Below are 22,790 nucleotides of genomic sequence, written 5' to 3' on the forward strand. Positions count from 1 at the left end.
GATGAGAATAATAGCGTTAGCGTAGCATAAGCAGATGACAGGGCGGAGGCCCCGACGCCAGGTTCAGGCCATCGGCCGCATCGACATCGGATTGAGCTGCGGATTGAAGCAGCTGTCGTAGTAACGCTGGATATCGGCGACGCGGTGCTGATTGATGCGCCGACGCTGCACCAGCCGCCAGGCGTTATAGCCCAGGCTGATGACCACCGCCAGCAACAGCAGGCTGGTACCGAGGTAGCGCCACAGGGTGATCATGTCCGGTTCGCTGTGCAGCGCCACGTGGCGGGTGCCGTTGGCGTCGACGCTGAGGCTGGTGATCACCCCCTGCGCCTGGAACGGGGTATGCAGCAGCAGAGTGGAAAGGCGCTGCAGCTCATTCCACTGGTCGAGGGCGTTGTATTCGCTCTGCGGCGCCGAAGATTGCGGGTGGCTGACCAGTTGGCGGCCTTCGTCGCTGCGGATCAGGAAACCGCCCGGCGGCGGGCTGTTGAGCGCCGCGGCGGCCAGACGCGTTTCATTGAAGATGAACGACGACGTGGCCACTTTGGTCAGGCTGTCCAGCGATTCGGCACTCACCGGGCGCAGCAGCACGTTGACGCCTTGCAGCGCGCCGGATCTGGCGCGTTTCACCAAACCGCTCCAGTTTTTGGCGTTACCCAGGTTGACCAGGGCGTTTTTCAACCGCACGCAGTCGTTTTCTGCCTGACACAAATCCTGTGTTTTCAGAACGATATCAGAGAAGTCATCCAACAGGATCATGCCGGATTTCTCAATGGCGCTGGCCAACTGCGGGTTGACCTTTTGATCGGCGCCGCTCGGATGCAGCTGGCTGTTGACCGTAGCCAGCAGGGCCGTCGCTTTGTCTATGACTTCCGATTCCGGCTGCGGCAGCGGGGCGGCGTTGTTCCAATAAATGCCGGAGCAGTCGAACGGCGCGAAATTGGCGGCGCCGCCACCGTTGGCCGGCGGCGGCACATAGCACATGCCGCTGCCGCGCACTTTCAGCGTGTCGCCGATGCGCAGCGGCGTGGCCTCCAGCGCCTGTACGCTGGTCACTTCCACTTTTTGCGCGCCCTGCAGCCAGGCCATGCTGAGGGTCAGCGGCAGGTTGAGCGGGATATAGATCAGCAGCAACAGCAGCACCAGCGCCGAGCTGGCGACCAGCACCGCGTTGCGGCCCCACTGCTGCAGCGGGAAGTTCTTCACTTCGTCATGCAGCGAGAGGAAGCGCCCCTGGCGCACCACCTGCCGATTGAGGTAGACGTCCACGTCGGTGGTCTTGCCCAGGTCCTGCGTCAGGTAAGGCTGCCAATGCGGCGGGTAGATAAGATCGATGATGCCGAGCGAAATGTTGCTGATCTGCCCCTGGCCGGATTCGCCGAACAGGCCCCAGCGCTTCGGCGTACCGCGCAGACAGTGGATCTCCTTCAGCTCGCGTGAGGCCGGGCGACGGAACAGATTCCAGCATCCCCAGGCGATCATCAGCACCGCCACGAAAATCATCCAGGGGATCACCAGCACCGGGCTTATCAGGCTGAAGAACAGCAGCAGCAGCGCAACGGAGATGATAACGGCTTCACGGATGCCGTTCGGCCGGTTCAGCGCATGCTCTTCCGGCGTTTCCTTGCGAATATTGACCAGCTCGACATGCTCGCTCTCCTCCTTGCGGATGGACGCGTTTTTGGTCGGCGCGGCGGTTACCACCGGCGGCTGCGGCCGGTCGTGAATATGATCTTTCAGCGAATGCCCGTTGAGCGAAATCACCAGCGGCAGCGTCTGGGTTCTGATCACTTCCACATGGTTGTCGGCGGTGATATAGGGCTCCCAGAACGGCGGCAGATGCACCTCTTCAGCGTCGAGGTAATAGCGCCATTTATTGGGATCGTCGCTGGCCAGCCCGTAGCGGGTGATGGCGTGCGTGACGGGATAAACGTTATCGCTTTGCGGGGTGAGCGCCAGCTTGGCCGCGGGCAGCGTAGCGCCGCCGCCGGGCAACAGTTTGTTGCTCAGCTTGTTTTGCTGATTGAGGTAGAATTCGACCGCGGCGCGCTCTTCGTCGGTCAGCTTGCGGTGGGCTGGTTTGATAAACGGCAGCGCGTGCGCCAGCGCCGACGGGTTGCGAGCCTTGAACCACAGGTACAGACCAGCGGCAATCAGACAGACAAGCACTAAGGCCAATATCAACACTATTGTGCTCATGCAATCCCCATCTCACACCGTGAATTTCGCCAACCTGATGAAAAGCTGAATATTATACGGAGTAAACCGCCAGGAGGCACCCAGAACTAATGAGGGAACAAACAGATTCTCGCTCTGGATCTCATTCCTTCATGACGCAAGGCCATTTTATCACTGATTCTTGCCTGCGTGATACTAGCAACCTGCCTCTGCCGTCGATATCGGCATTATCCTATTTTCTTGCACGCTGTTTGCTGAATCAGTACGGAAAATCGCCGGCCGCTGGCTACGCTTGTTAAAAGAAAGTAAATTACTGCTCATGCGCGTTGCAGCGGAGCTTGCCCTTAACGCACAATGTGATCAGGATCGAATTTGGTCAGCGTTTGAGCGCCTACGAGCCGTGCGTTACGCCAATCATTATTTCGGTTGCCCCGTCCACGTCTGGGTAACCTTTTTGAGGCAATCATGGATAAACACCTGCAAAAACCTAAAATTCTGAAAGTGGAAACCGTCGCGCGTTCGCGTTTGTTCAACGTCGAGTCGGTCGATTTGGAATTCAGCAACGGGGTTCGGCGGGTGTATGAGCGCATGCGGCCTTCGGATCGCGAAGCGGTGATGATCGTGCCGGTGATTGGCGATGATCTGCTGCTGATCCGCGAATATGCGGTGGGCACCGAATCCTATGAGCTGGGGTTCCCGAAAGGGCTGATTGATCCCGGTGAGGGCGTGCTGGAGGCGGCCAACCGCGAGCTGATGGAAGAGGTGGGATTCGGCGCGAAGCGCTTTGATTTTCTCAGCAAGCTGACGATGGCACCATCCTACTTTTCCAGCAAAATGAATATCGTGCTGGCGCACGATCTCTATCCGCAGAGCCTGGAAGGGGATGAACCAGAGCCCCTGCCGCAGGTGCGCTGGCCGATCGCCAACATGATGGCGCTGCTGGCGGAACCGGATTTCCGTGAGGCGCGCAACGTCAGCGCGCTGTTCCTCTCCGAGGCGTTTTTGCGCGCATCGCGCTGATACGCTTCGCGCCGAACAAAAAAAGGGCCAGATTTCTCTGGCCCTTTTCGATCAGAACAGCTCGTGGCTTTCACCGCCCGGATCGGTCAACGTGGTGCCGGTATCGCGCGATGGGTAGTCCGTCGGCTGAGTTCCTTCGATGAAGTACTCGGAACGGCTGCCGCCGCCACCGCCAGAGAGCTTACCGCTGCTCTTGTCGATGGTGACGCTGATGATGCCCGGCGGCGGCGTGACTTTCTGCTCCGGGATGCCTTCCAGCGCGGTCTTCATGAAGTCGTCCCACGCTGGCTGGGCGCTCTTGGCACCGCCTTCACCGCCGGAAATTTGATCCGGGATGGCGCCGGATACCGTCGACCGGCCCAGATCGCGGCGGTGATCGTCGAAACCGATCCACACCGAGGTCACGGTATCCGGGCCATAGCCGGAGAACCAGGCGTCCTTGGAACTGTTGGTGGTACCGGTTTTGCCTCCGATATCATGACGCTTCAGATCGCGCCCGGCGCGCCAGGCGGTACCCATCCAACCCGGTTCGCCGAAGATGTTGCTGTTCAGCGCGTCGTGGATCAAGAAGGCCAGCTGTGTGCTGATGACGTGCGGCGCATACTGTTGGTCGCCGTCCTGCTGTACCTGAGCCGGGGTAACCTGCTCCAGCTGCGGCATCGGCACCGTGCTGTTGTTGCCTTCCTGCGAGGTGGCGACGTTTTCGATGTTGTCGTCGGACAGCACCGCCGAGCGGTGGGTGTCGCCGTAGATCACCGGCAGGTTGCAACTGCTGCACACCACTTTCGGTTTGGCTTCGAACACCGTATTGCCGTTGTCATCTTCAATTTTGGTGATGAAGTACGGATCGACCAGGTAACCGCCGTTCGCCAGCACCGCGTAGCCGCGCACCAGCTGCATCGGGGTGAAGGAGGCGGAACCCAGCGCCAGCGATTCGGTATGCACGATATTCTGCGCCGGGAAGCCGAAGCGCTGCAGATATTCCGCCGCGTAGTCGACGCCCATCGCGCGCATCGCGCGCACCATCACTACGTTCTTCGATTGCCCCAGCCCCTGCCGCAGACGAATCGGGCCGTCGTAGGTCGGCGGCGAGTTCTTCGGCCGCCAGTCGGTGCCGGCGCCGGCATCCCAACGGGTGATCGGCAAGTCGTTCAGGATGGTGGCCAGCGTCAGGCCTTTATCCATCGCGGCGGTGTACAGGAACGGTTTGATGTTCGAACCTACCTGGCGCAGTGCCTGCGTGACGCGGTTGAATTTGCTCTGGTTGAAATCGAAACCGCCGACCAGCGCTTTCACCGCGCCGTCGTTCGGGTTGATCGAGACCAGCGCCGAGTTGACATCCGGCACCTGCGACAGCCACCAGGCGTCGTTCACTTTGCGCACCCACACCTGCTGGCCGGCCTGCACCACGTCGGTGACGCGTTTCGGCGTTGGGCCTTGCTGAGTGTCTGAGCGATATGGCCGCGCCCAGCGCATGGTCGCCATCGGCAGGGCAATGCTGCTGCCGTCGGCCAGCATCGCCGTCGCTTCCTGCGGGTTGGCGGCGGTAATCACCGCCGGCGCCAGCGGGCCGTAGTTCGGCAGGTTTTTCAGCGAATCGACAATCTGTTTGCGATCCCAGGCCGCTTCGCCGACTTTCCACAACACGTTGGACGGCCCGCGATAGCCGTGGCGCATGTCATAGGCCAGCACGTTGTTGCGCACCGATTCCTGCGCCGCCAGCTGCAGCCGTTTGGTGACGGTGGTGTAAACCTTGTAACCGTCGGTATAGGCGTTTTCACCGTAGCGCTTGATCATCTCCTGACGCACCATCTCGGAGAGATACGGCGCGGAGAAGCTGATTTCCGGCGCATGGTAATTGGCGACCAGATCTTCGGAACGCGCCTGATCGTACTGCGCCTGCGTGATGTAGTGTTCGTCCAGCATGCGCGACAGCACCACGTTGCGACGGGCAACGGCGCGATCGTGCGAATAGAGCGGGTTGAAGGTGGACGGCGCTTTCGGCAGGCCGGCGATGGTCGCCATTTCGCTCAGGGTCAGCTGACTGACGTCTTTGCCGAAATAGACCTGCGCGGCGGCGCCCACGCCGTAGGCGCGGTAACCCAGATAGATCTTGTTCAGATACAGCTCAAGGATTTCATCTTTGGTGAGCATCTGCTCGATGCGCACCGCCAGGAAAGCTTCCTTGATTTTACGCATCAGGGTGCGTTCCGGGCTTAAGAAGAAGTTACGCGCCAGCTGTTGGGTAATGGTACTGGCCCCCTGTGAAGCGTGGCCGGAGACCAGCGCGATGGAGGCGGCGCGGAAGATGCCGACCGGATCGACGCCGTGGTGATCATAGAAGCGGCTGTCTTCGGTGGCGATGAATGCGTGCACCATCACCGGCGGAATTTGATCCAGTTTCAGCGGAATGCGGCGCTTCTCGCCGTATTGGGCGATCAGTTCGCCATCGGCGCTGTAGACCTGCATCGGTATCTGCAGCCGCACATCTTTCAGCGTTGCGACGTCGGGCAGCTGTGGCTCGACATATTTGTACAAGCCAAAAATCGAGGCTGCTCCCAGCACGATGCAACATACTGCAAGGATTAGAAAATACTTTACGAACTTCACCTGAGATTTCCCATTTCTAAGTCATTTGGGCAGTTTATAAACAACCGCGCGGTAGTATAAAGGCAAGCCTGCGACATGGATATGTTCTTTTATCATCTGATGTTATGGAGGCTTGCGAAACATGTTCCCTCAAGCATGGCAGGTAGGGCTGGATATACAAATCGACTGCGTGCGGGCGGTGGCGGCCCAACGCCGCCGCAACGGCTGGCAGTTGCGCCACTGGTGGCAGCAGGCGCTGCCGCAGGCGGTTTTGCGCGATGGCTGCCTGCAACCTTCCGAATTCCTGATCCGGGCGCTGCGGCAATGGCGCGTCCAGCTGCCGCGACATATTTCCTTACGCATTGCTCTGCCGGCGCAACGCGTGTTACAGCAGCGCATGACGCAGCCGGACGCGCGGCTGCGCGAGCCGGAACGCAGCGACTATATCGGTGGCCACGGTTTGAAGCAGTTCCTGCTCGACGGCCAGACGTTGGTGCTCGACTATCGCGCCGCGCCGGCGGATGAGGCGGCGCTGCTGTTGACCGCTGCGCGGCGGCAGGAGCTGCAGCAGTGGCTGCATTGTCTGCGTCAGGCTGGCCTGCATCCGCAAGCGGTCGATATCACCCCCTGTGCGCTGCGGATGATGGCGACGGCGGCAGGCGTGCCGCCCGCTGCGGGGCTGATGCACCGTCTCGAACGAGAATGGCTGTGGGTGGCGCCGGCCGACGGCGCGTTCGCTTTTGGTCTGGCGCCGGGCGACGATGACGCGCAGGCGCTGCGGGCGCTGCAAGCCCAGATGCCGCTGGGCGACGATCGGCCGGTCTATGCCGGCGGCGTGCTGGCGGGAGCCTTGCCCGCCGGTTGCCTTGGTTGGTCGCCGCTCAGCGCCTTCACGCAGCTGCGTCCGCCGTTGCCTGCGCATCCTTCGGCGTTCGCGTTGGCCGGTGGTCTGGCACTGCGCGAGGAGGATCGCTGATGTATCAGGTCAACTTTCTGCCCTGGCGCCAGCGCCGCGAGCGGCGGCGCGGCTATTTCTGGCTGGGCGTGCTGCTGTTGCAGGTAGCGGCGCTGCTGCTGGCACTGTTCCTGATCGCCGGCCAGCTGCGGCATCAACAGGCGCAGCGGCAGGCGCGGCTGGCGATGCTGGGTGAAGAGCTGGCGGCATTGACGTTGCTCGTCCGCCAGCAGCAGCAAGAGCGGGCGCAGCGAGCGTTGCACAGTGTCCGCGCCGAACGGCAGGCGAGCAACGCCCAACATAACCGGCGTTATTTGCAGCTGCTGCAGCAATTGTCCTCCAGCGTTCCTCCCCCGCTGTGGCTCACGGCGCTGGACAGCGATGCGGCGAACGGCCTGCGGCTGCGTGGATTGAGCCGCTCTCCTGCGGCCATCACGCAGTTCGAACGACGGCTGGCGGGGATGCCTGCGTTGCCACGGCTGCGTTTGGCTGAGGTGGCGCAACGCGAAGACGGCCTGTACTCCTTTCACCTGGCGGCGCGCTGGGGGCGTGATGGATAGCCGTTTGTCATCCGGGCTGCGCTTCTGGCTGAGATTGCCGGGTTGGCTATTGCTGGTGGCACAAGGGCTGGGCATTGGCGCGTTGGCGCTGTTGGGCGGCGGCTGGATGCTGCAAGACGAATGGCGTCAGCGGGAAAGCGCGGCGGAGCGGCAACAGCGCCTGTTGCAACAGATCGCTATGGTGCAACGCCAACTGGACGAGGTGCCGCAAACCGCTATCCCTGCGGCGCCGCTTGCGCCGATCGCCACCGGCGATCTGGCGAGCGTGCTGCAACGAGCGGGGGGCGCCCTGTTGCGCTGGCAGCGGCAGGAAAAACCGCCGCGGCAAACGCTGAGCTTGCGCATTGACTACGCCGGTTTGCTGGTGCTGCTGGAGGCGCTGCCCGCCGATTTGCGCCTCCAGCAGCTGAGCGTGGAGACACCGCCGCAGGGCATGACGGCGCGGTTGGTTTTACAGGATACCGCCGAGGAGCAGGCCGATGAGTAAAAAACCTGGCCGTTGGTGGTGGCTGCTATGGCCGTGGGCCTTATGCGCTGAGCCGCGCGATCCGTTTGCGCCGCCTCCGCTGCCTGCTTGTGCCCAAACGGAGGCATCGCCGGCGGGCTGGCGACTGAAAGGCGTCATCGGGCACCCGGCGCTGCGCTATGGCTGGGTGGTGACGCCGGCGGGGCAATGGCTACGCCTGCGGCCGCAGCAGCGGGTGCTGGCCGAGCGCTGGCAGGTGACGCAGGTGCAGGCGCGCAGCCTGACGTTAACGGCGCTGGCGGCCGAACCGGATTGCCCGGCGAGCCAGGGTGACATCTCGCTCATGATGGACAACAACAAGGATGGCAAACCATGAAAGGACGCGCTGGATTGGGCGTGGCGCTGTGGTGCCTGGCGCTCGGCGCCGCGCAGGCGCAGGATAAACAGCGGGTTTCCCTGGAGTTTCAGGATGCGCCGGTGACGGTCATCCTGCAGGCGCTGGCGGATTATCGGCAGATGAACCTGATCGCCGCGCCCGGCGTGAGCGGCAACCTGACGCTGCGGCTGGAGAATGTGCCCTGGCCTCAGGCGCTGGCGCTGACTCTGCGTATGGGCAAGCTGACGATGACGCGGGAGGGGAGCGTGATGCTGATCGCCCCGGAGCCGGACGCGCAGGAAAAAAAACAGCAGCGAGAAGCGCTGGCGCAGCGGCAACCGCTGCACAGCCTGAGCCTGACGTTACAGAACGGCGATGCGGCGGAGATTGCCGAAAGCCTCAATGCCCAACGCGGCGCCTTGCTCAGCGAGCGAGGCAGCGTGCTGGCGGATAAGCGCACCAATACGCTGCTGCTGCGCGACACCGCGCCAATCCTGGCGCAGTTGAAAAAACGGGTGACGGAAATGGACGCGCCGCTGGCACAGGTGCAGCTGGCGGCGCATATCGTGACCATCAACAGCGAAAGCCTGCGTGAACTCGGCGTGCGTTGGGGATTGGCGCCCGACGACAGGCCGACGCGGCCGCTGCGGCCGGGCAATCTCGGCGTCAACCTGCCGCTGGAGCGCAGCGCGGTGAACGCCGGTTTCCACCTGGCGCGCATCAGCGGGCGTTTGCTGAGCCTCGAGCTGACGGCGCTGGAGCAGGAGAATCAGGTGGAGATCATCGCCAGCCCGCGCCTGCTGACGGCGCATCTGCAAACCGCCAGTATCAAACAGGGAACCGAGATCCCTTACGAAGTGTCGAGCGGCGCCAGCGGTGCGACCGCGATCGAGTTCAAAGAGGCGGTGCTGGGCATGGAGGTGACGCCCAAGGTGTTGCCGGACGGACGCATCACGCTGACGCTGCACATCAGCCAAAATATGCCGGGGCGCGCCATCAGCCGGGGCGCGGGGGAAGCGCTGACCATCGATAAACAGGAGATTAAGACGCAGATCACGGTGAAAAACGGCGAAACCCTGGTGCTCGGTGGTATTTTTCAACGGCATAGCGGCAAGACGGCGGACAAGGTGCCGGGATTGGGCGATGCACCACTGCTGGGGGGCTTGTTCCGGCAAAGCGGCGCGCAACAGAAAAAACGCGAGCTGGTGATCTTCATTACGCCGACCCTGATTAAGGGATAAGCGGCTGCCTGTCGGCCGGGCGGCAAATCTCCTAAAGTTGATGTGCAGATACACTTTTTTATCCCCTTGGGGGGATCTGCGTTTGACGCTGCGGCCGATTTAGCTTACAAGGGTTACCGAATTGAGCACCGAGGTTTTTTGTTAGCGTCAAGACGCCGTTAAAAACATATGGTTTCCCTCCCGCGGCGTGGATTGCGATTTATTCGGTTGCCAAACTACCAAGAGTGTTGAGATAATTTTTCGTCTGATCTCGCACTATCGCTCATGAGGTTTCAGTTTAGGTCCCGCCGCTGATTTGATTGGCGGGGCGGGTTAACATTAACGAATTGTCTTAGTAATACCGAAAAACATGGCAGAGAAACGCAATATCTTTCTGGTTGGGCCTATGGGTGCCGGCAAAAGCACTATTGGCCGTCAGTTAGCTCAGCAACTCAATATGGAGTTCTTCGACTCCGATCAAGAAATTGAGCGACGTACCGGAGCTGACGTGGGCTGGGTATTCGACGTGGAAGGGGAAGAAGGTTTCCGCGATCGTGAAGAAAAAGTCATTAATGAACTGACGGAAAAACAAGGGATTGTGTTGGCGACCGGCGGCGGTTCGGTGAAGTCGCGCGAAACGCGCAACCGTCTGTCCGCGCGCGGCGTGGTGGTCTATCTGGAAACCACGATCGAGAAGCAGCTGGCTCGTACCCAGCGTGATAAAAAACGCCCGCTGCTGCAGGTTGATTCTCCGCCGCGTGAAGTGCTGGAAGCCTTGGCGAAAGAGCGCAATCCGTTGTATGAAGAGATTGCCGATGTCACCATCCGCACCGACGATCAGAGCGCTAAAGTGGTTGCCAACCAGATCATCAACATGCTGGAAAGCAACTGATTGCCGATTTTCGCGTTCGCCGTCGGCCAATGCGGAAAACTGATTTGTGTTCCCCGCTGTTGCGGGGATCAACCACCGCCGCACCATACAGAGAACTGAGCGCGACATGGAGAGAATTACTGTAACGCTTGGGGAGCGCAGCTACCCGATTACCATCGCCGCCGGATTGTTTAACGATCCGGCTTCTTTTATGCCGTTGAAGGCGGGTGAGCAAGCGATGTTGGTCACCAACCAGACCCTGGCGCCGCTTTATCTGGAGCGTGTCCGGCAGGTGCTGGAGCAGGGGGGCGTCGTGGTGGATCAGGTGATCCTTCCCGATGGTGAGCAGTACAAATCTCTGGCGGTGTTGGAGCAGGTGTTTTCGGCGCTGCTTGAAAAACCGCACGGGCGCGATACCACGCTGATCGCCCTCGGCGGGGGCGTGGTCGGCGATCTGACCGGCTTCGCCGCCGCGTGCTACCAACGCGGCGTGCGCTTTATTCAGGTTCCCACCACGCTGTTGTCGCAGGTGGACTCCTCCGTAGGCGGCAAAACCGCCGTCAACCACCCGCTCGGCAAAAATATGATCGGCGCTTTCTATCAACCCGCTTCGGTGGTGGTTGATCTGGATTGCCTGAAAACGTTGCCGACGCGTGAACTCTCTTCCGGCCTGGCTGAAGTCATCAAATACGGGATCATCCTCGATCGCGAGTTCTTCGTCTGGTTGGAAAACAACATCGATGCGCTGATGGCGCTGGATATGCAGGCGTTGGCGTACTGTATCCGCCGCTGCTGCGAGCTGAAGGCCGAGGTCGTGGCCGCCGACGAACGCGAAAGCGGCCTGCGCGCCTTGCTGAATCTGGGCCATACTTACGGCCACGCCATCGAAGCCGAAATGGGCTACGGCGTATGGCTGCACGGCGAAGCGGTGGCTGCGGGCATGGTGATGGCGGCGGAAACCGCGCACCGTCTCGGCCAGTTCTCGGTTGAAGATATCGAACGCATCAAAGCGCTGCTGCTGCGGGCCGGCTTGCCGGTCTGCGGGCCGCAGGAAATGACGCCGGAATCCTATCTGCCGCACATGCTGCGCGACAAGAAAGTGCTGGCGGGTGAACTGCGTCTGGTGCTGCCGACCGCGATAGGTGCGGCGGAAGTGCGCGGCGGCGTAGGGCATGAGCTGGTGTTGGCGTCGATCGCCGCCTGCCTGCCTGAGCAGCAGCGTAATTAAATCGGACTAAGTAACAGTGGCTTAGCCGCCATTTGCATCTATATTAATACAGTGAGCAGAGCACGACGGGTGTCGCTTTGCCATCATCGGGTTAATCTGCCCGTGCCACGGTAGGTCTACGGTGGTGGGCTTTTGCCTCTAGTTGGAGGGTTTCAGATGGACGAGTTTAAACCGGAAGACGATCTCAGACCTGATAGCAGCGATCGTCGTCCTACGCGTTCGCGCAAGCCGGCCGCCGCGCCGCGCTTCGCCGTTTCGCGCCAGCATTTGATGATCGGCATCGGCATTTTGGTGCTGTTGCTGCTGATTATCGGCATCGGTTCCGCCTTGAAGGCGCCGACCAAGCATGAAGCGGCTCAGGATAGTGGCGCGCAAAACGGCGCGGCCCGCGATATCAACCTGTCCGGTTCTTCGTCGCTGACCACCGCCAATAACGGCGTGCCGGGCGGCACCACGGATACCCATGACAACAACGGCGTGAGCGCGACTCAGCCGCAGCAACCGCAGAACGTCAGCGTGCCGCCGATCTCCGGCACGCCGACCGAAGCGCAAACTCAGCCTCAGCAGGGCGGTGCGCAGCAGCGCGTCGATCTGCCTGGCAACATGGCGGATGCGCTGTCGCAGCAGCAAGGGCAGGTGGATGCCGCGACCCAGGGCATGACCGGCGCAGCCTCGACGCTGCCGACCGCACCGGCGACGGTGATGAGTGGCGCCGCGGCGCGCGAAACGACTCGCCCTGTGCAGGGCACCGCGCAGCAACAGCATAAAACGCCGGCGAAAACCGCCGCCAAGCCGAGCGCGACGCAGCATAAATCACCGACCACGGTGTATAGGCCACCTGCCAAGCCGTCTTCCACCGCGAAAGCGGGAGCGGTCGCCAGCAGCGGCAGTTCGCTGCAGTCTGCGCCAGGCAGCCACTATACCTTGCAGCTGAGCAGCGCTTCGCGTTCCGATACGCTGAACGCCTACGCCAAACAGCAGAAGCTGCAGAACTACCTGGTGTACGCCACCAAGCGTGACGGCAAACCGTGGTACGTGCTGGTAAGCGGCAACTATGCGTCTTCCGCAGAAGCGAAGCGCGCCATTGCTTCGTTGCCGGCGGATGTGCAGGCGAAAAAACCGTGGGTCCGACCTGTACACCAAGTGCAGCAAGATCTTAAAAAATAAATCATTTAAATTTGTGCGCTGATGTGCTGTCTGAAACAGAGTACAATCCGCCGCTCTGAATTGTATAAGTAGCTAATTGACGGCATGAAGAAAAACCGCGCTTTTTTAAAATGGGCTGGTGGAAAATACCCGCTGGTAGATGAGATTCGTCGCCATCTGCCGGCGGGAGACTGCTTAATCGAGCCCTTCGTGGGTGCGGGATCCGTCTTTCTGAATACGGATTACGACGCCTACATTCTCGCCGACATCAATAGCGATCTTATCAACCTGTATAACATCGTTAAGCTGCGCACGGATGACTTCGTGCGCGATGCCCGCACGCTTTTCGCCGATGAATTCAATAACTCGGATCAGTTTTACCTGCTGCGAGAAGAGTTCAATACTAGCACCGAGCCTTACCGCCGGGCGCTGCTGTTCCTGTACCTGAACCGCCACTGCTATAACGGCCTGTGCCGCTATAACCTGCGCGGCGAGTTCAACGTGCCGTTTGGCCGGTACAAGAAACCGTACTTCCCGGAAGAAGAGCTCTACTGGTTTGCCGAAAAATCGCGCAATGCCACTTTTGTCTGCGAGCATTACCGCGATACCATGGCGAAGGCCGTGGCCGGCGCCGTGGTGTATTGCGATCCGCCTTATGCGCCGCTGTCGGCGACGGCGAATTTCACCGCCTACCACACCAACAGCTTCAGCATCGCCGATCAGCAGAGCCTGGCGCATCTGGCGCACCAGCTCTCGGTAGAGAGCCAGGTACCGGTATTGATCTCCAATCACGATACCGAGCTGACGCGCGACTGGTACCAGCATGCCGCGCTGTATGTGGTGAAAGCGCGCCGCACGATCAGCCGCAACATTCTCGGCCGCAGCAAAGTGAACGAGCTTTTGGCGCTGTATCGCTAAGCCGGGGGCACCCCGGCGCATAACAACTCGACCCTACGTTTGGAGAAGCGGATGAAAAAGTTTTTGATTGCCCCGTCCATTCTGTCGGCAGATTTTGCCCGGTTAGGTGAAGATACCGCCAACGTGCTGGCCGCAGGCGGCGACGTGGTGCACTTCGACGTGATGGACAACCACTACGTGCCCAATCTGACCATCGGCCCGATGGTGTGCGAAGCGCTGCGCAACTACGGCATTACCGCACCGATTGACGTGCACCTGATGGTCAAGCCGGTGGATCGCATCGTGCCTGATTTCGCCAAGGCCGGCGCGTCTTATATCTCTTTCCACCCCGAAGCTTCCGAGCATGTCGATCGCACCATTCAGCTGATCAAAGAGCACGGCTGTAAAGCCGGCCTGGTGTTCAACCCGGCCACGCCGCTGAGCTACCTCGATTACGTGATGGATAAAATCGACGTGATCCTGCTGATGTCGGTTAACCCGGGCTTCGGCGGCCAGTCGTTCATTCACGGCACACTGGACAAGCTGCGCCAGGTGCGCAAGCTGATTGACGACAGCGGCCGCGATATCCGCCTGGAAGTCGACGGCGGGGTGAAGGTGGACAACATCGCCGAAATCGCCGCCGCGGGCGCCGATATGTTCGTCGCCGGTTCCGCCATCTTTGGCCAGCCGGACTACCGCAAGGTGATCGACGAGATGCGCAGCGAGCTGGCGAAGGTTACCCATGGCTGATTTCGGCGCGATCCGCGCATTGGCCTTCGATCTGGACGGCACGCTGGTCGACAGCGCGCCGGGTCTGGCAGCCGCCATCGATATGGCGCTGGAAGAGACGGGCCTGCCGCAAGCGGGTGAGGAACGGGTCGGCACCTGGATCGGCAACGGCGCCGACGTGCTGGTGCAACGCGCGCTGCGCTGGGCGGAAGCGGAAGGCACGCCGGAGCAGTGCAGCCGGCTGCGTGAACGCTTCGACCATTTCTACGCGCAGACCGTCGACAGCGGCAGCCGCCTGTTCCCGCAGGTGCAAGAGACGCTGGCCCGCCTGGCCGCGCACGGTTACCCGATGGCGTTGGTGACCAATAAGCCGACGCCGTTCGTGGCGCCGCTGCTGGCATCGTTGGGCATTGGCGACTATTTCTCGCTGGTGATCGGCGGCGACGACGTGACGGAAAAGAAACCGCACCCGGCGCCGCTGTACCTGGTGCTCGGCAAGCTGGGGCTGCGCGCGCATGAACTGCTGTTCGTCGGCGACTCGCGCAACGATATTCAAGCCGCGCAGGGTGCCGGTTGCCCAAGCGTCGGCTTTACCTACGGTTATAACTATGGTGAATCGATCGCCCTGAGCCACCCCGATCGGGTGTTGGAGCGCTTCGCCGATTTGTTGCCCGCTCTTGGGCTGTCATCTTTAGAGAATCAGGAAATTTAAACATGAGTAAGCCCATCGTATTTAGCGGCGCGCAGCCGTCCGGCGAACTGACCATCGGCAACTACATGGGTGCGCTGCGTCAGTGGGTGCAGATGCAGGACGACTACGACTGCATCTACTGCATCGTCGATCTGCATGCCATCACCGTGCGCCAGGACGCCGAGAAACTGCGCAAGGCCACGCTGGATACGCTGGCGCTGTACCTGGCCTGCGGTATCGATCCGGAAAAAAGCACTATCTTCGTGCAGTCGCACGTGCCTGAGCACACGCAGCTGAGCTGGGTGCTGAACTGCTACACCTATTTCGGCGAACTGAGCCGCATGACGCAGTTCAAGGACAAATCCGCGCGCTACGCGGAGAATATCAACGCCGGGCTGTTCAGCTATCCGGTGCTGATGGCGGCGGATATCCTGCTGTATCAAACCAACCAGGTGCCGGTGGGCGAAGACCAGAAACAGCACCTGGAACTGAGCCGCGACGTGGGCCAGCGTTTCAACGCGCTGTACGGCGACGTGTTCAAAGTGCCGGAGCCGTTTATTCCTAAATCCGGCGCGCGCGTGATGTCGCTGCAGGAGCCGACCAAGAAGATGTCCAAGTCGGACGATAACCGCAACAACGTGATCGGCCTGCTGGAAGATCCGAAAGCGGTGACCAAGAAGATTAAGCGCGCAATGACCGACTCGGAAGAGCCGCCTGTCGTGCGTTACGACGTGGTCAACAAAGCGGGCGTCTCCAACCTGCTGGATATTCTCGCCGGCGTGACCGGCAAGAGCATCGCGCAGCTGGAAGCCGAGTTCGAAGGCCAGATGTACGGCCACCTGAAAGGCGCGGTGGCGGAAGCCGTTTCCGGCATGCTGGGCGAGCTGCAGGAGCGTTATCACCGCTTCCGTAACGACGAAGCCTATCTGCAGCAGGTCATGCGCGACGGTGCCGCCAAGGCCCGCGCACGCGCGCAGGAAACCCTGGCGAAGGTCTATCAGGCCGTCGGTTTCGTACCGCCGCAGGCATAATGCCGGCGCAAATAAAAAAGCGGCCACAGGCCGCTTTTTTTATGTCGGGATCACGCCATTTGCGCCAGGTCGGCGGGCGGTGCCTCGCTGGCGAACCAGTTGAGCTTGCTGCGCAGGCCGACCACGCTGCCGACGATGATCAGGCTGGGGCTGGCGGCCTGCAGGGACAAGGCGCCCAGTTGGCCGAGCTCGCCTTCGATCACCCGCTGGCGGCAGGAGGTGCCGTTTTCCACCAGCGCCACCGGCGTGTCGGCCGGCAATCCGTGTGCGATCAGCTGGCGCTGGATTTCCGCCGCTTGCGACAGCCCCATATAGAACACCAGCGTCTGTTGCCCGGCGGCCAGCGTCGCCCAATCCAATCCACCGTCGGTCTTGGCGTGGCCAGTCACCAGGCGGACGCTTTGCGCATGGTCGCGATGGGTGAGCGGGATGCCGCTGTAGGCGGAACAGCCGGAGGCGGCGGTAATGCCCGGTACCACCGAGAACGGCACGTTGGCGTCTGCCAGCGTCTCCAGCTCTTCGCCGCCGCGGCCGAAGATAAAGGGATCGCCGCCCTTCAGGCGCACTACGCGTTTGCCTTGCTGCGCCTGCTGCAGCAGGATTTGGTTGATTTGCTCTTGCGGCACGCAGTGGTGCCCGGCGCGTTTGCCGACGAAGATACGCTCGGCATCGCGGCGCACCAGCGTCATGATCTCTTCGGAGACCAGCCGGTCGTAAACCACCACGTCGGCCTGCTGGATCTGCTGCAGCCCTTTCAGCGTCAGCAGGCCGGCATCGCCCGGCCCGGCGCCCACCAGCACCACTTCACCGCGATCTTCCGGCTGTTCGCTGAACAACTGCTCGAGCTGGCGTTCGGCCTGCGTGGTATCGTCGTTGGCCAGCGACTGCGCCAGCCGATCGTGGGCGAATAATCGTTCCCAGAAGCGACGGCGCGCGCCGAGGCTGCTGAAGCGTTGTTTTACCCGCTGCCGCAGCGAGCCGCCCAACTGGGCCAGCTTGCCGAGGTGCTGCGGCAGCATCGCTTCCAGCTTCTCGCGCAGCAGCCGCGCCAGCACCGGTGCTTTGCCGCCGGAGGACACCGCGACCATGATCGGCGAACGATCGATAATCGACGGCATGATAAAGCTGGCGCGTTTCGGATCGTCCACCACGTTGCAGAACACCCGTTGCTGGTTGGCGCACTGATACACCAGTGCGTTGACCTCCAACCGGTCGGTGGCGGCGATCACCAGCCATTTTTCCGCCAACAGGGCCGGGCTGAATTCGCCTTCGGCCAGCGTCAACCGGCCTTCTTCCGCCCACAGGCGGAACTGCGGGGTGAAGTCCACGGCGTTGACGGTCAGCGCTGCGCCGGCGTCCAGCAGCAGGCGCGCCTTGCGTTCGGCGATCTCGCCGCCGCCCACCAACAGGCAGGCTTTATGTTGCAGTTGGCAGAAAATCGGCAGGTAGTCCATCGGCACTCCTCGGGATAATCAGTGTGGGGGCGAAGTGCGCCCCCGAAAACTCAGGCGGTCTGACGTGCGGCGGCTTTCGCCGCCTGCGGGCGTTCGGCGCGCGGCATGGCGTACCAATACCCCAGACCCATCAGCACCGAGCCGGACAGGATATTGCCCAGCGTCACCCACAGCAGGTTGTGGCCGATGCCGGCGAGGGTGTAGGCCTCGCTGTGGTTGCCGAACCAGGAGAGGGCGAACAGCGTCATGTTGGCGACGGAGTGTTCGTAACCCGAGGCGATAAAGGCCAGCAGGCACCACCAAATGGCGATGAACTTGGCGGCGCCTTCTACGCGGATCGCCATCCAAATCGCCAGGCAAACCAGCCAGTTGCACAGCACCCCCTTGAAGAACAGCACTTCGGCCGGCGCGGTGGTTTTCGCCAGCGCGGCGCTGTGCACCAGGCTGGTATCCACCGGCAGCAGGCTGCCGCCGCCGTAGTAATACATCAGCGCCACCAGCACCGAGCCGAGCAGGTTGCCGAGCCAGGTTTGCGGCAGCACCGCCCACATCTGGCTCTGGCGGATGGTGCCGGCCTTGACGCCAAGCGTCAGGAACATCGTATGGCCGGTGAACAGCTCGGAACCGGCGATGATCACCAGCGTCAGCGCGATGCCGAAGGTGGCGCCCATCACCAGCGGCCGCACGCTTGGGTCGACCAGGTTGCCGAGGGTGAAGATCAGGATGATGCCGAGGCCGACGTAGGCGCCGGCCATCGCCGAGCTGATCCAGAAGCCGAGCGGGCTCTCCTTCGCCAGGCGGACGATGCGCGCCGCGTTGGCGGCGCATTTGTTGATCGTGTCGGTAAACATGTTGCCCCCCGAAAGGTTATGCCGCGACTTGCACGATACCGTCGACCACCCGGCTGGCGAAGCGGGCGACGGAACGGCTGTCGTCTTCCAGACAGTGGCCGTCGTACAGGCGGAAATGCTGTTTTTTCAGCGGGCTGGCGACCCACAGCTCGCCCTGATGCTCGGCGATGAGGCCGCGCGACAGCACGCTGGCCTGGGCGAACGGGTCGATATTGCTGATGGCGAACACCTGTTCGTCGGCATAGGGGCGGAACACCGCCACCTGCCGATCGCCGATCAGGGCGCACACGCCGGTGCCGGGCAGAATGTCGGCGACGGGACAAACGGTAATCCACTGGCTCATGCGTGGCTCTCCTCGGTATCGATCAGGGTGACGGGAATGCGCTCGTCCGGGCGCGCCGGGCGGTGCTGGTCGCGTTCGGCCACCACCTGCACATTCGGATCGCGCAGCGGGCTGTTGATGAAGTGGGCGAAGCGCAGCTGCGTTTCCGGATGCTCGACGGTCTCTTTCCACTCGCAAATCACCGCATCGCGCAGGCGGGCGATCTCCGCTTCCAGCTGGTCGTTGATGCCGAGCTTGTCGTCGACGATCACCTTGCGCAGGTAATCGATGCCGCCTTCCAGGCTCTCCAGCCACACCGAGGTGCGCTGCAGCTTATCGGCGGTGCGGATATAGAACATCATGAAGCGGTCGAGGTAGCGCACCAGCGTCTCGCGATCGAGGTCGGCGGCCAGCAGGTCGGCGTGGCGCGGTTTCATGCCGCCGTTGCCGCAGACATACAGGTTCCAGCCGTTCTCGGTGGCGATGATGCCGACGTCCTTGCCCTGCGCCTCGGCGCATTCACGGGTACAGCCCGAGACGCCGAACTTCATTTTGTGCGGGGTGCGGATGCCTTTGTAGCGATGTTCCAGCGTGACGCCGAAGCCGACGCTGTCGCCGACGCCATAGCGGCACCAGGTGCTGCCGACGCAGGTTTTCGCCATGCGCAGCGCCTTGGCATACGCGTGGCCGGTTTCAAAGCCGGCGGCGAGCAGCTTGCGCCAGATGGCCGGCAGATCGTCTTTCTGCGCGCCGAACATGCCGATGCGCTGCGAGCCGGTCATTTTGGTGTAGAGGTTGTACTCCTTGGCGATCTGGCCGATGGTCAGCAGGCCGTCCGGGGTGATTTCGCCGCCGGCGGAGCGCGGGATCACCGAGTAGGTACCGTCTTTCTGGATATTGCCGAGGAAGTTGTCGTTGGTATCCTGCAGCGGCGTATGCTGCGGCTTGAGGATGTATTCGTTCCAGCACGAGGCCAGCAGCGAGCCGACGGTGGGTTTACACACTTCGCAGCCGTAACCTTTGCCGTATTTGGCCAGCAGCGCCTCGAACGACTTGATGCCTTCGACGCGGATCAGGTGGAACAGCTCCTGGCGCGAGTAGGCGAAGTGTTCGCACAGGTGATGGTTGACCTCGATGCCTTGCTTGCTCAGCTCGGCGTTCAACACCTGGGTGAGCAGCGGGATGCAGCCGCCGCAGCCGGTGCCGGCCTTGGTTTCTGCCTTCAGTGCCGCCACGGTGTGGCAGCCTTTGTTGACCGCCTGGATGATGTCGCCTTTGCTGACGTCGAAGCAGGAGCAGATCTGCGCGCTTTCCGGCAGCGAATCCACGCCGATGGCCGGTTTGCTGCCCGCATGGGCCGGCAGGATCAGGCCGTCCGGGTTTTCCGGCAGTTCGATACCGTTCAACGCCAGCTGCAGCAGGTTGCCGTAGTCGCTGGTGTCGCCCACCAGCACCGCGCCGAGCAGGGTTTTGTTGTCGGCGCTGACCACGATGCGTTTGTAGACTTCTTTGCTTTCATCCAGATAAACGTAGCTGCGGGCGCCCTCGGTGCGGCCGTGGGCATCGCCGATGCCGCCGACGTCCACGCCCAGCAGCTTCAGCTTGGCGCTCATGTCGGCGCCCTGGAAGCCGTTTTCGCGGCCCAGCAGGTGATCGACGGCCACCTGCGCCATTTTGTAACCCGGCGCCACCAGGCCGAAGGTGCGATCGCGCCAGGCGGCGCACTCACCGATGGCGTACACGTCCGGATCCGACGTCTGGCAGCTGTCGTTGATGGCGATGCCGCCACGGCGGCCAATCTCCAGCCCGCATTGGCGCGCCAGCTTGTCCTGGGCGCGGATGCCGGTGGAGAACACGATGAAATCCACTTCCAGCAGGCTGCCGTCGGCGAAATGCATGGTTTTGCGCGCCGTGCCGCCGCCGTTGACGATCTCCTGGGTATTTTTGCCGGTGTGTACCTTGACGCCCATGCGCTCGATCTTGCGGCGCAGCTGGTCACCGCCCATCGGGTCGAGCTGTTCGGCCATCAGCACCGGAGCGAACTCGATCACGTGCGTTTCCACCCCCAGGCTTTTCAGGGCGCCGGCGGCTTCCAGCCCCAACAGCCCGCCGCCGACCACCGCACCACGTTTGCTGCGGCGTGCGCAGGCTTCGATGGCGTTCAGGTCTTCGATGGTGCGGTAAACGAAGCAGTCCTGGCTATCCGAGCCTTTAATCGGCGGGATCCACGGATAGGAGCCGGTGGCCATGATCAGCTTGTCGTAATAGACGGTGCGGCCGGTGTTGGAGTGGATCACCTTCTCGTCGCGATTGATGGTGATGGCGCGTTCGCCGACCAGCACTTTCACGCCGTGTTTTTCGTAAAAGCCTTCGCGCACCAGCGACAGCTCTTCGGCGGTGTGGTGCGAGAAGTAAGAGGAAAGGTGCACGCGATCGTAAGCGATGCGCGGTTCTTCGCAAAATACGGTGATTTCGAATTGGTCTTTGTTTGCTTTATCCAACAGATCTTCGATGAACCGGTGGCCGACCATGCCATTGCCGACGACGGCAAGTTTGACTCTGCTCATTATTGCCTCAAAATTCTGGTTTCCTAGGTTTACCTTATCCCTCTCGATGGGCAATTTATTGATGCAAATCAAGGACACCCTTATATACCTCTAACGTGGTATGTGGATGATTTTTCAGGTTTTTTGATAAGTTGCGGATTTTATTCACCTTTAGCTGAAGCGAGTCAGTTTGCCTGCAAATTACCCCGCAGGGAGTAAACGCAGGGGGTAGGCATGAAACGGCGACTTTGTCAGCGCGATCCGCTGCCAGTATGATGAAGAAAACCAGCGCAACGGCAGAGGTGAAGGGTGGCGACACGTCCATTGAAGTTTATCGACAACCTGCGTTTAAGCGGGCATGAAGGGTTGTGGCAACTGGCGATCGAACAGGGGCGCATCGCGCATCTGGTGCCGCAGCCGGAAGGGCAGGAGTGGCGCAGCGACGTGTTGGATGCGCAGGGCGGGCTGGCGTTGCCGGCGTTCGTCGAACCGCATATCCACCTGGATACCACGCAAACCGCCGGTCAGCCGGCCTGGAACCAGTCCGGCACGTTGTTCGAGGGCATTGAGCGCTGGGTCGAACGCAAAGCGTTGCTGACCCATGAAGACGTCAAACAGCGCGCCTGGCAAACGCTCAAGTGGCAGATCGCCAACGGCGTGCAATATGTGCGCACCCACGTCGACGTTTCCGATCCCTCACTGACCGCGCTGCGCGCCATGCTGGAGGTGAAACAGGAGGTGGCGCCCTGGGTGACGCTGCAGATCGTCGCCTTCCCGCAGGAGGGGATCCTTTCCTATCCCAACGGCGAAGCGCTGCTTGAAGAGGCGCTGCGGCTGGGGGCCGACGTGGTGGGCGCCATTCCGCACTTCGAATTCACCCGCGAATACGGCGTGGCGTCGCTGCACAAGGCGTTCGCGCTGGCGCAAAAATACGATCGGCTGGTGGACGTGCACTGCGACGAAATCGACGACGAGCAATCGCGCTTCGTCGAGACCGTGGCGGCACTGGCGCTGAAGCTGGAGATGGGGGCGAAAGTCACCGCCAGCCACACCACGGCGATGCATTCTTACAACGGCGCTTACGCCTCGCGGCTGTTCCGCCTGCTGAAAATGTCCGGCATCAACTTCGTCGCCAACCCGCTGGTGAATACTCACCTGCAGGGGCGTTTCGACAGCTACCCAAAACGGCGCGGCGTGACGCGGGTGAAGGAGATGCTGGAGGCGGAGATCAACGTCTGCTTCGGCCATGACGACGTGTTCGATCCCTGGTACCCGCTCGGCACCGCCAACATGCTGCAGGTGCTGCATATGGGGCTGCACGTGTGCCAGCTGATGGGCTATGGCCAGATCGACGACGGGCTGAAACTGATCACCAGCCACAGCGCGCGCACCCTGAACCTGAGCGACTACGGCCTGGCGGCCGGCAACAGCGCCAACCTGGTGATCCTGCCGGCGGAAAGCGGCTTCGACGCGGTGCGCCGCCAGACGCCGGTGCGTTATTCGATTCGCCAGGGGGCGGTGATCGCCGAAACGCGGCCGGCGGAAACCACGCTGTATTTGCAGCAGGATGAGAGGGTGGATTTTCGGCGTTAGCCGGTTCCTTTGCCCGCGACAATGAGGGTGAACATTATATGTCGTGGGCGCCCCTCTCGCGATAATT

General features: G+C 61.7%; 20 protein-coding genes. 14 read left to right on the forward strand and 6 right to left on the reverse strand.

Going from position 1 to position 22,790, the window contains the following annotated elements; all coding sequences use genetic code 11:
- Positions 1 to 63 precede the first annotated feature (63 nt).
- Positions 64 to 2,199: an intracellular growth attenuator family protein gene (locus tag ACJ8HN_RS22875; protein WP_033649328.1), complete on the reverse strand. Its 2,136-nt coding sequence runs from the start codon at positions 2,197 to 2,199 to the stop codon at positions 64 to 66.
- 444 nt (positions 2,200 to 2,643) lie between these two features.
- Between ACJ8HN_RS22875 and nudE the strand changes: the two genes are divergently transcribed.
- On the forward strand, positions 2,644 to 3,198 hold the full coding sequence (nudE, locus tag ACJ8HN_RS22880) for an ADP compounds hydrolase NudE (RefSeq protein ID WP_033636306.1): 555 nt from the start codon (positions 2,644 to 2,646) through the stop codon (positions 3,196 to 3,198).
- A gap of 51 nt (positions 3,199 to 3,249) precedes the next feature.
- Here nudE and mrcA read toward each other — a convergent pair whose 3' ends face one another.
- Positions 3,250 to 5,808 carry a peptidoglycan glycosyltransferase/peptidoglycan DD-transpeptidase MrcA gene (gene mrcA, locus ACJ8HN_RS22885; protein ID WP_033654851.1) on the reverse strand — a complete coding sequence of 853 codons (2,559 nt, stop codon included), beginning with the start codon at positions 5,806 to 5,808 and terminating at the stop codon, positions 3,250 to 3,252.
- A gap of 121 nt (positions 5,809 to 5,929) precedes the next feature.
- Here mrcA and pilM point away from each other — a divergent pair, with 121 nt between their 5' ends.
- From pilM to trpS, 12 genes are all read left to right on the forward strand, one after another.
- Positions 5,930 to 6,763 (forward strand): pilus assembly protein PilM, encoded by an 834-nt coding sequence (gene pilM, locus ACJ8HN_RS22890; protein ID WP_060706871.1) that lies wholly within the window; start codon positions 5,930 to 5,932, stop codon positions 6,761 to 6,763.
- The gene (locus tag ACJ8HN_RS22895) at positions 6,763 to 7,302 is read left to right on the forward strand and encodes a PilN domain-containing protein (RefSeq protein ID WP_033636303.1); all 540 of its coding nucleotides are present in this window, start codon (positions 6,763 to 6,765) and stop codon (positions 7,300 to 7,302) included. Before pilM ends, ACJ8HN_RS22895 begins: the two co-directional genes overlap by 1 nt.
- Positions 7,295 to 7,789: a hypothetical protein gene (locus ACJ8HN_RS22900; RefSeq protein ID WP_442524006.1), complete on the forward strand. Its 495-nt coding sequence runs from the start codon at positions 7,295 to 7,297 to the stop codon at positions 7,787 to 7,789. The genes ACJ8HN_RS22895 and ACJ8HN_RS22900 overlap by 8 nt, the downstream gene beginning before the upstream one ends.
- Entirely contained in the window at positions 7,782 to 8,144 is a 363-nt protein-coding gene (locus ACJ8HN_RS22905) for a HofP DNA utilization family protein (RefSeq protein WP_342176683.1), read from the forward strand. Before ACJ8HN_RS22900 ends, ACJ8HN_RS22905 begins: the two co-directional genes overlap by 8 nt.
- Entirely contained in the window at positions 8,141 to 9,385 is a 1,245-nt protein-coding gene (gene hofQ / locus ACJ8HN_RS22910) for a DNA uptake porin HofQ (protein WP_048322009.1), read from the forward strand. Before ACJ8HN_RS22905 ends, hofQ begins: the two co-directional genes overlap by 4 nt.
- 349 nt (positions 9,386 to 9,734) lie before the next feature.
- On the forward strand, positions 9,735 to 10,256 hold the full coding sequence (gene aroK / locus ACJ8HN_RS22915) for a shikimate kinase AroK (RefSeq protein ID WP_004391482.1): 522 nt from the start codon (positions 9,735 to 9,737) through the stop codon (positions 10,254 to 10,256).
- Positions 10,257 to 10,362: 106 nt separating this feature from the next.
- Positions 10,363 to 11,463: a 3-dehydroquinate synthase gene (gene aroB / locus ACJ8HN_RS22920; protein ID WP_033649322.1), complete on the forward strand. Its 1,101-nt coding sequence runs from the start codon at positions 10,363 to 10,365 to the stop codon at positions 11,461 to 11,463.
- Positions 11,464 to 11,619: 156 nt separating this feature from the next.
- Entirely contained in the window at positions 11,620 to 12,630 is a 1,011-nt protein-coding gene (locus ACJ8HN_RS22925; protein WP_442524008.1) for an SPOR domain-containing protein, read from the forward strand.
- Positions 12,631 to 12,714: 84 nt separating this feature from the next.
- Positions 12,715 to 13,527, forward strand: coding sequence for an adenine-specific DNA-methyltransferase (gene dam, locus ACJ8HN_RS22930; RefSeq protein ID WP_004930319.1), 813 nt, complete (start codon positions 12,715 to 12,717; stop codon positions 13,525 to 13,527).
- A gap of 51 nt (positions 13,528 to 13,578) precedes the next feature.
- Entirely contained in the window at positions 13,579 to 14,256 is a 678-nt protein-coding gene (rpe, locus tag ACJ8HN_RS22935) for a ribulose-phosphate 3-epimerase (RefSeq protein WP_004930320.1), read from the forward strand.
- Positions 14,249 to 14,947 (forward strand): phosphoglycolate phosphatase, encoded by a 699-nt coding sequence (locus ACJ8HN_RS22940; RefSeq protein WP_004930322.1) that lies wholly within the window; start codon positions 14,249 to 14,251, stop codon positions 14,945 to 14,947. Before rpe ends, ACJ8HN_RS22940 begins: the two co-directional genes overlap by 8 nt.
- A gap of 2 nt (positions 14,948 to 14,949) precedes the next feature.
- The gene (trpS, locus tag ACJ8HN_RS22945; RefSeq protein WP_025304534.1) at positions 14,950 to 15,957 is read left to right on the forward strand and encodes a tryptophan--tRNA ligase; all 1,008 of its coding nucleotides are present in this window, start codon (positions 14,950 to 14,952) and stop codon (positions 15,955 to 15,957) included.
- 50 nt (positions 15,958 to 16,007) lie between these two features.
- Here trpS and cysG read toward each other — a convergent pair whose 3' ends face one another.
- From cysG to nirB, 4 genes are read right to left on the reverse strand one after another with little or no spacing between them, the layout of a single operon-like run.
- Complete coding sequence (gene cysG, locus ACJ8HN_RS22950; RefSeq protein WP_442524010.1) at positions 16,008 to 17,411, reverse strand: siroheme synthase CysG; 1,404 nt, start codon at positions 17,409 to 17,411, stop codon at positions 16,008 to 16,010.
- Positions 17,412 to 17,461: 50 nt separating this feature from the next.
- Positions 17,462 to 18,262: a nitrite transporter NirC gene (gene nirC / locus ACJ8HN_RS22955; RefSeq protein ID WP_442524011.1), complete on the reverse strand. Its 801-nt coding sequence runs from the start codon at positions 18,260 to 18,262 to the stop codon at positions 17,462 to 17,464.
- A gap of 16 nt (positions 18,263 to 18,278) precedes the next feature.
- A complete protein-coding gene (nirD, locus tag ACJ8HN_RS22960) occupies positions 18,279 to 18,605 on the reverse strand; it encodes a nitrite reductase small subunit NirD (RefSeq protein WP_063991685.1) in 327 nt (108 codons plus the stop codon).
- Positions 18,602 to 21,151, reverse strand: coding sequence for a nitrite reductase large subunit NirB (gene nirB / locus ACJ8HN_RS22965; protein WP_442524012.1), 2,550 nt, complete (start codon positions 21,149 to 21,151; stop codon positions 18,602 to 18,604). The genes nirD and nirB overlap by 4 nt, the downstream gene beginning before the upstream one ends.
- A gap of 303 nt (positions 21,152 to 21,454) precedes the next feature.
- Here nirB and ACJ8HN_RS22970 point away from each other — a divergent pair, with 303 nt between their 5' ends.
- The gene (locus tag ACJ8HN_RS22970) at positions 21,455 to 22,723 is read left to right on the forward strand and encodes a cytosine deaminase (protein ID WP_442524018.1); all 1,269 of its coding nucleotides are present in this window, start codon (positions 21,455 to 21,457) and stop codon (positions 22,721 to 22,723) included.
- Positions 22,724 to 22,790: the final 67 nt, after the last annotated feature.

The organism is Serratia sp. CY29653, from assembly GCF_052169255.1.
Taxonomy (GTDB): Bacteria; Pseudomonadota; Gammaproteobacteria; order Enterobacterales; family Enterobacteriaceae; genus Serratia; species Serratia sarumanii.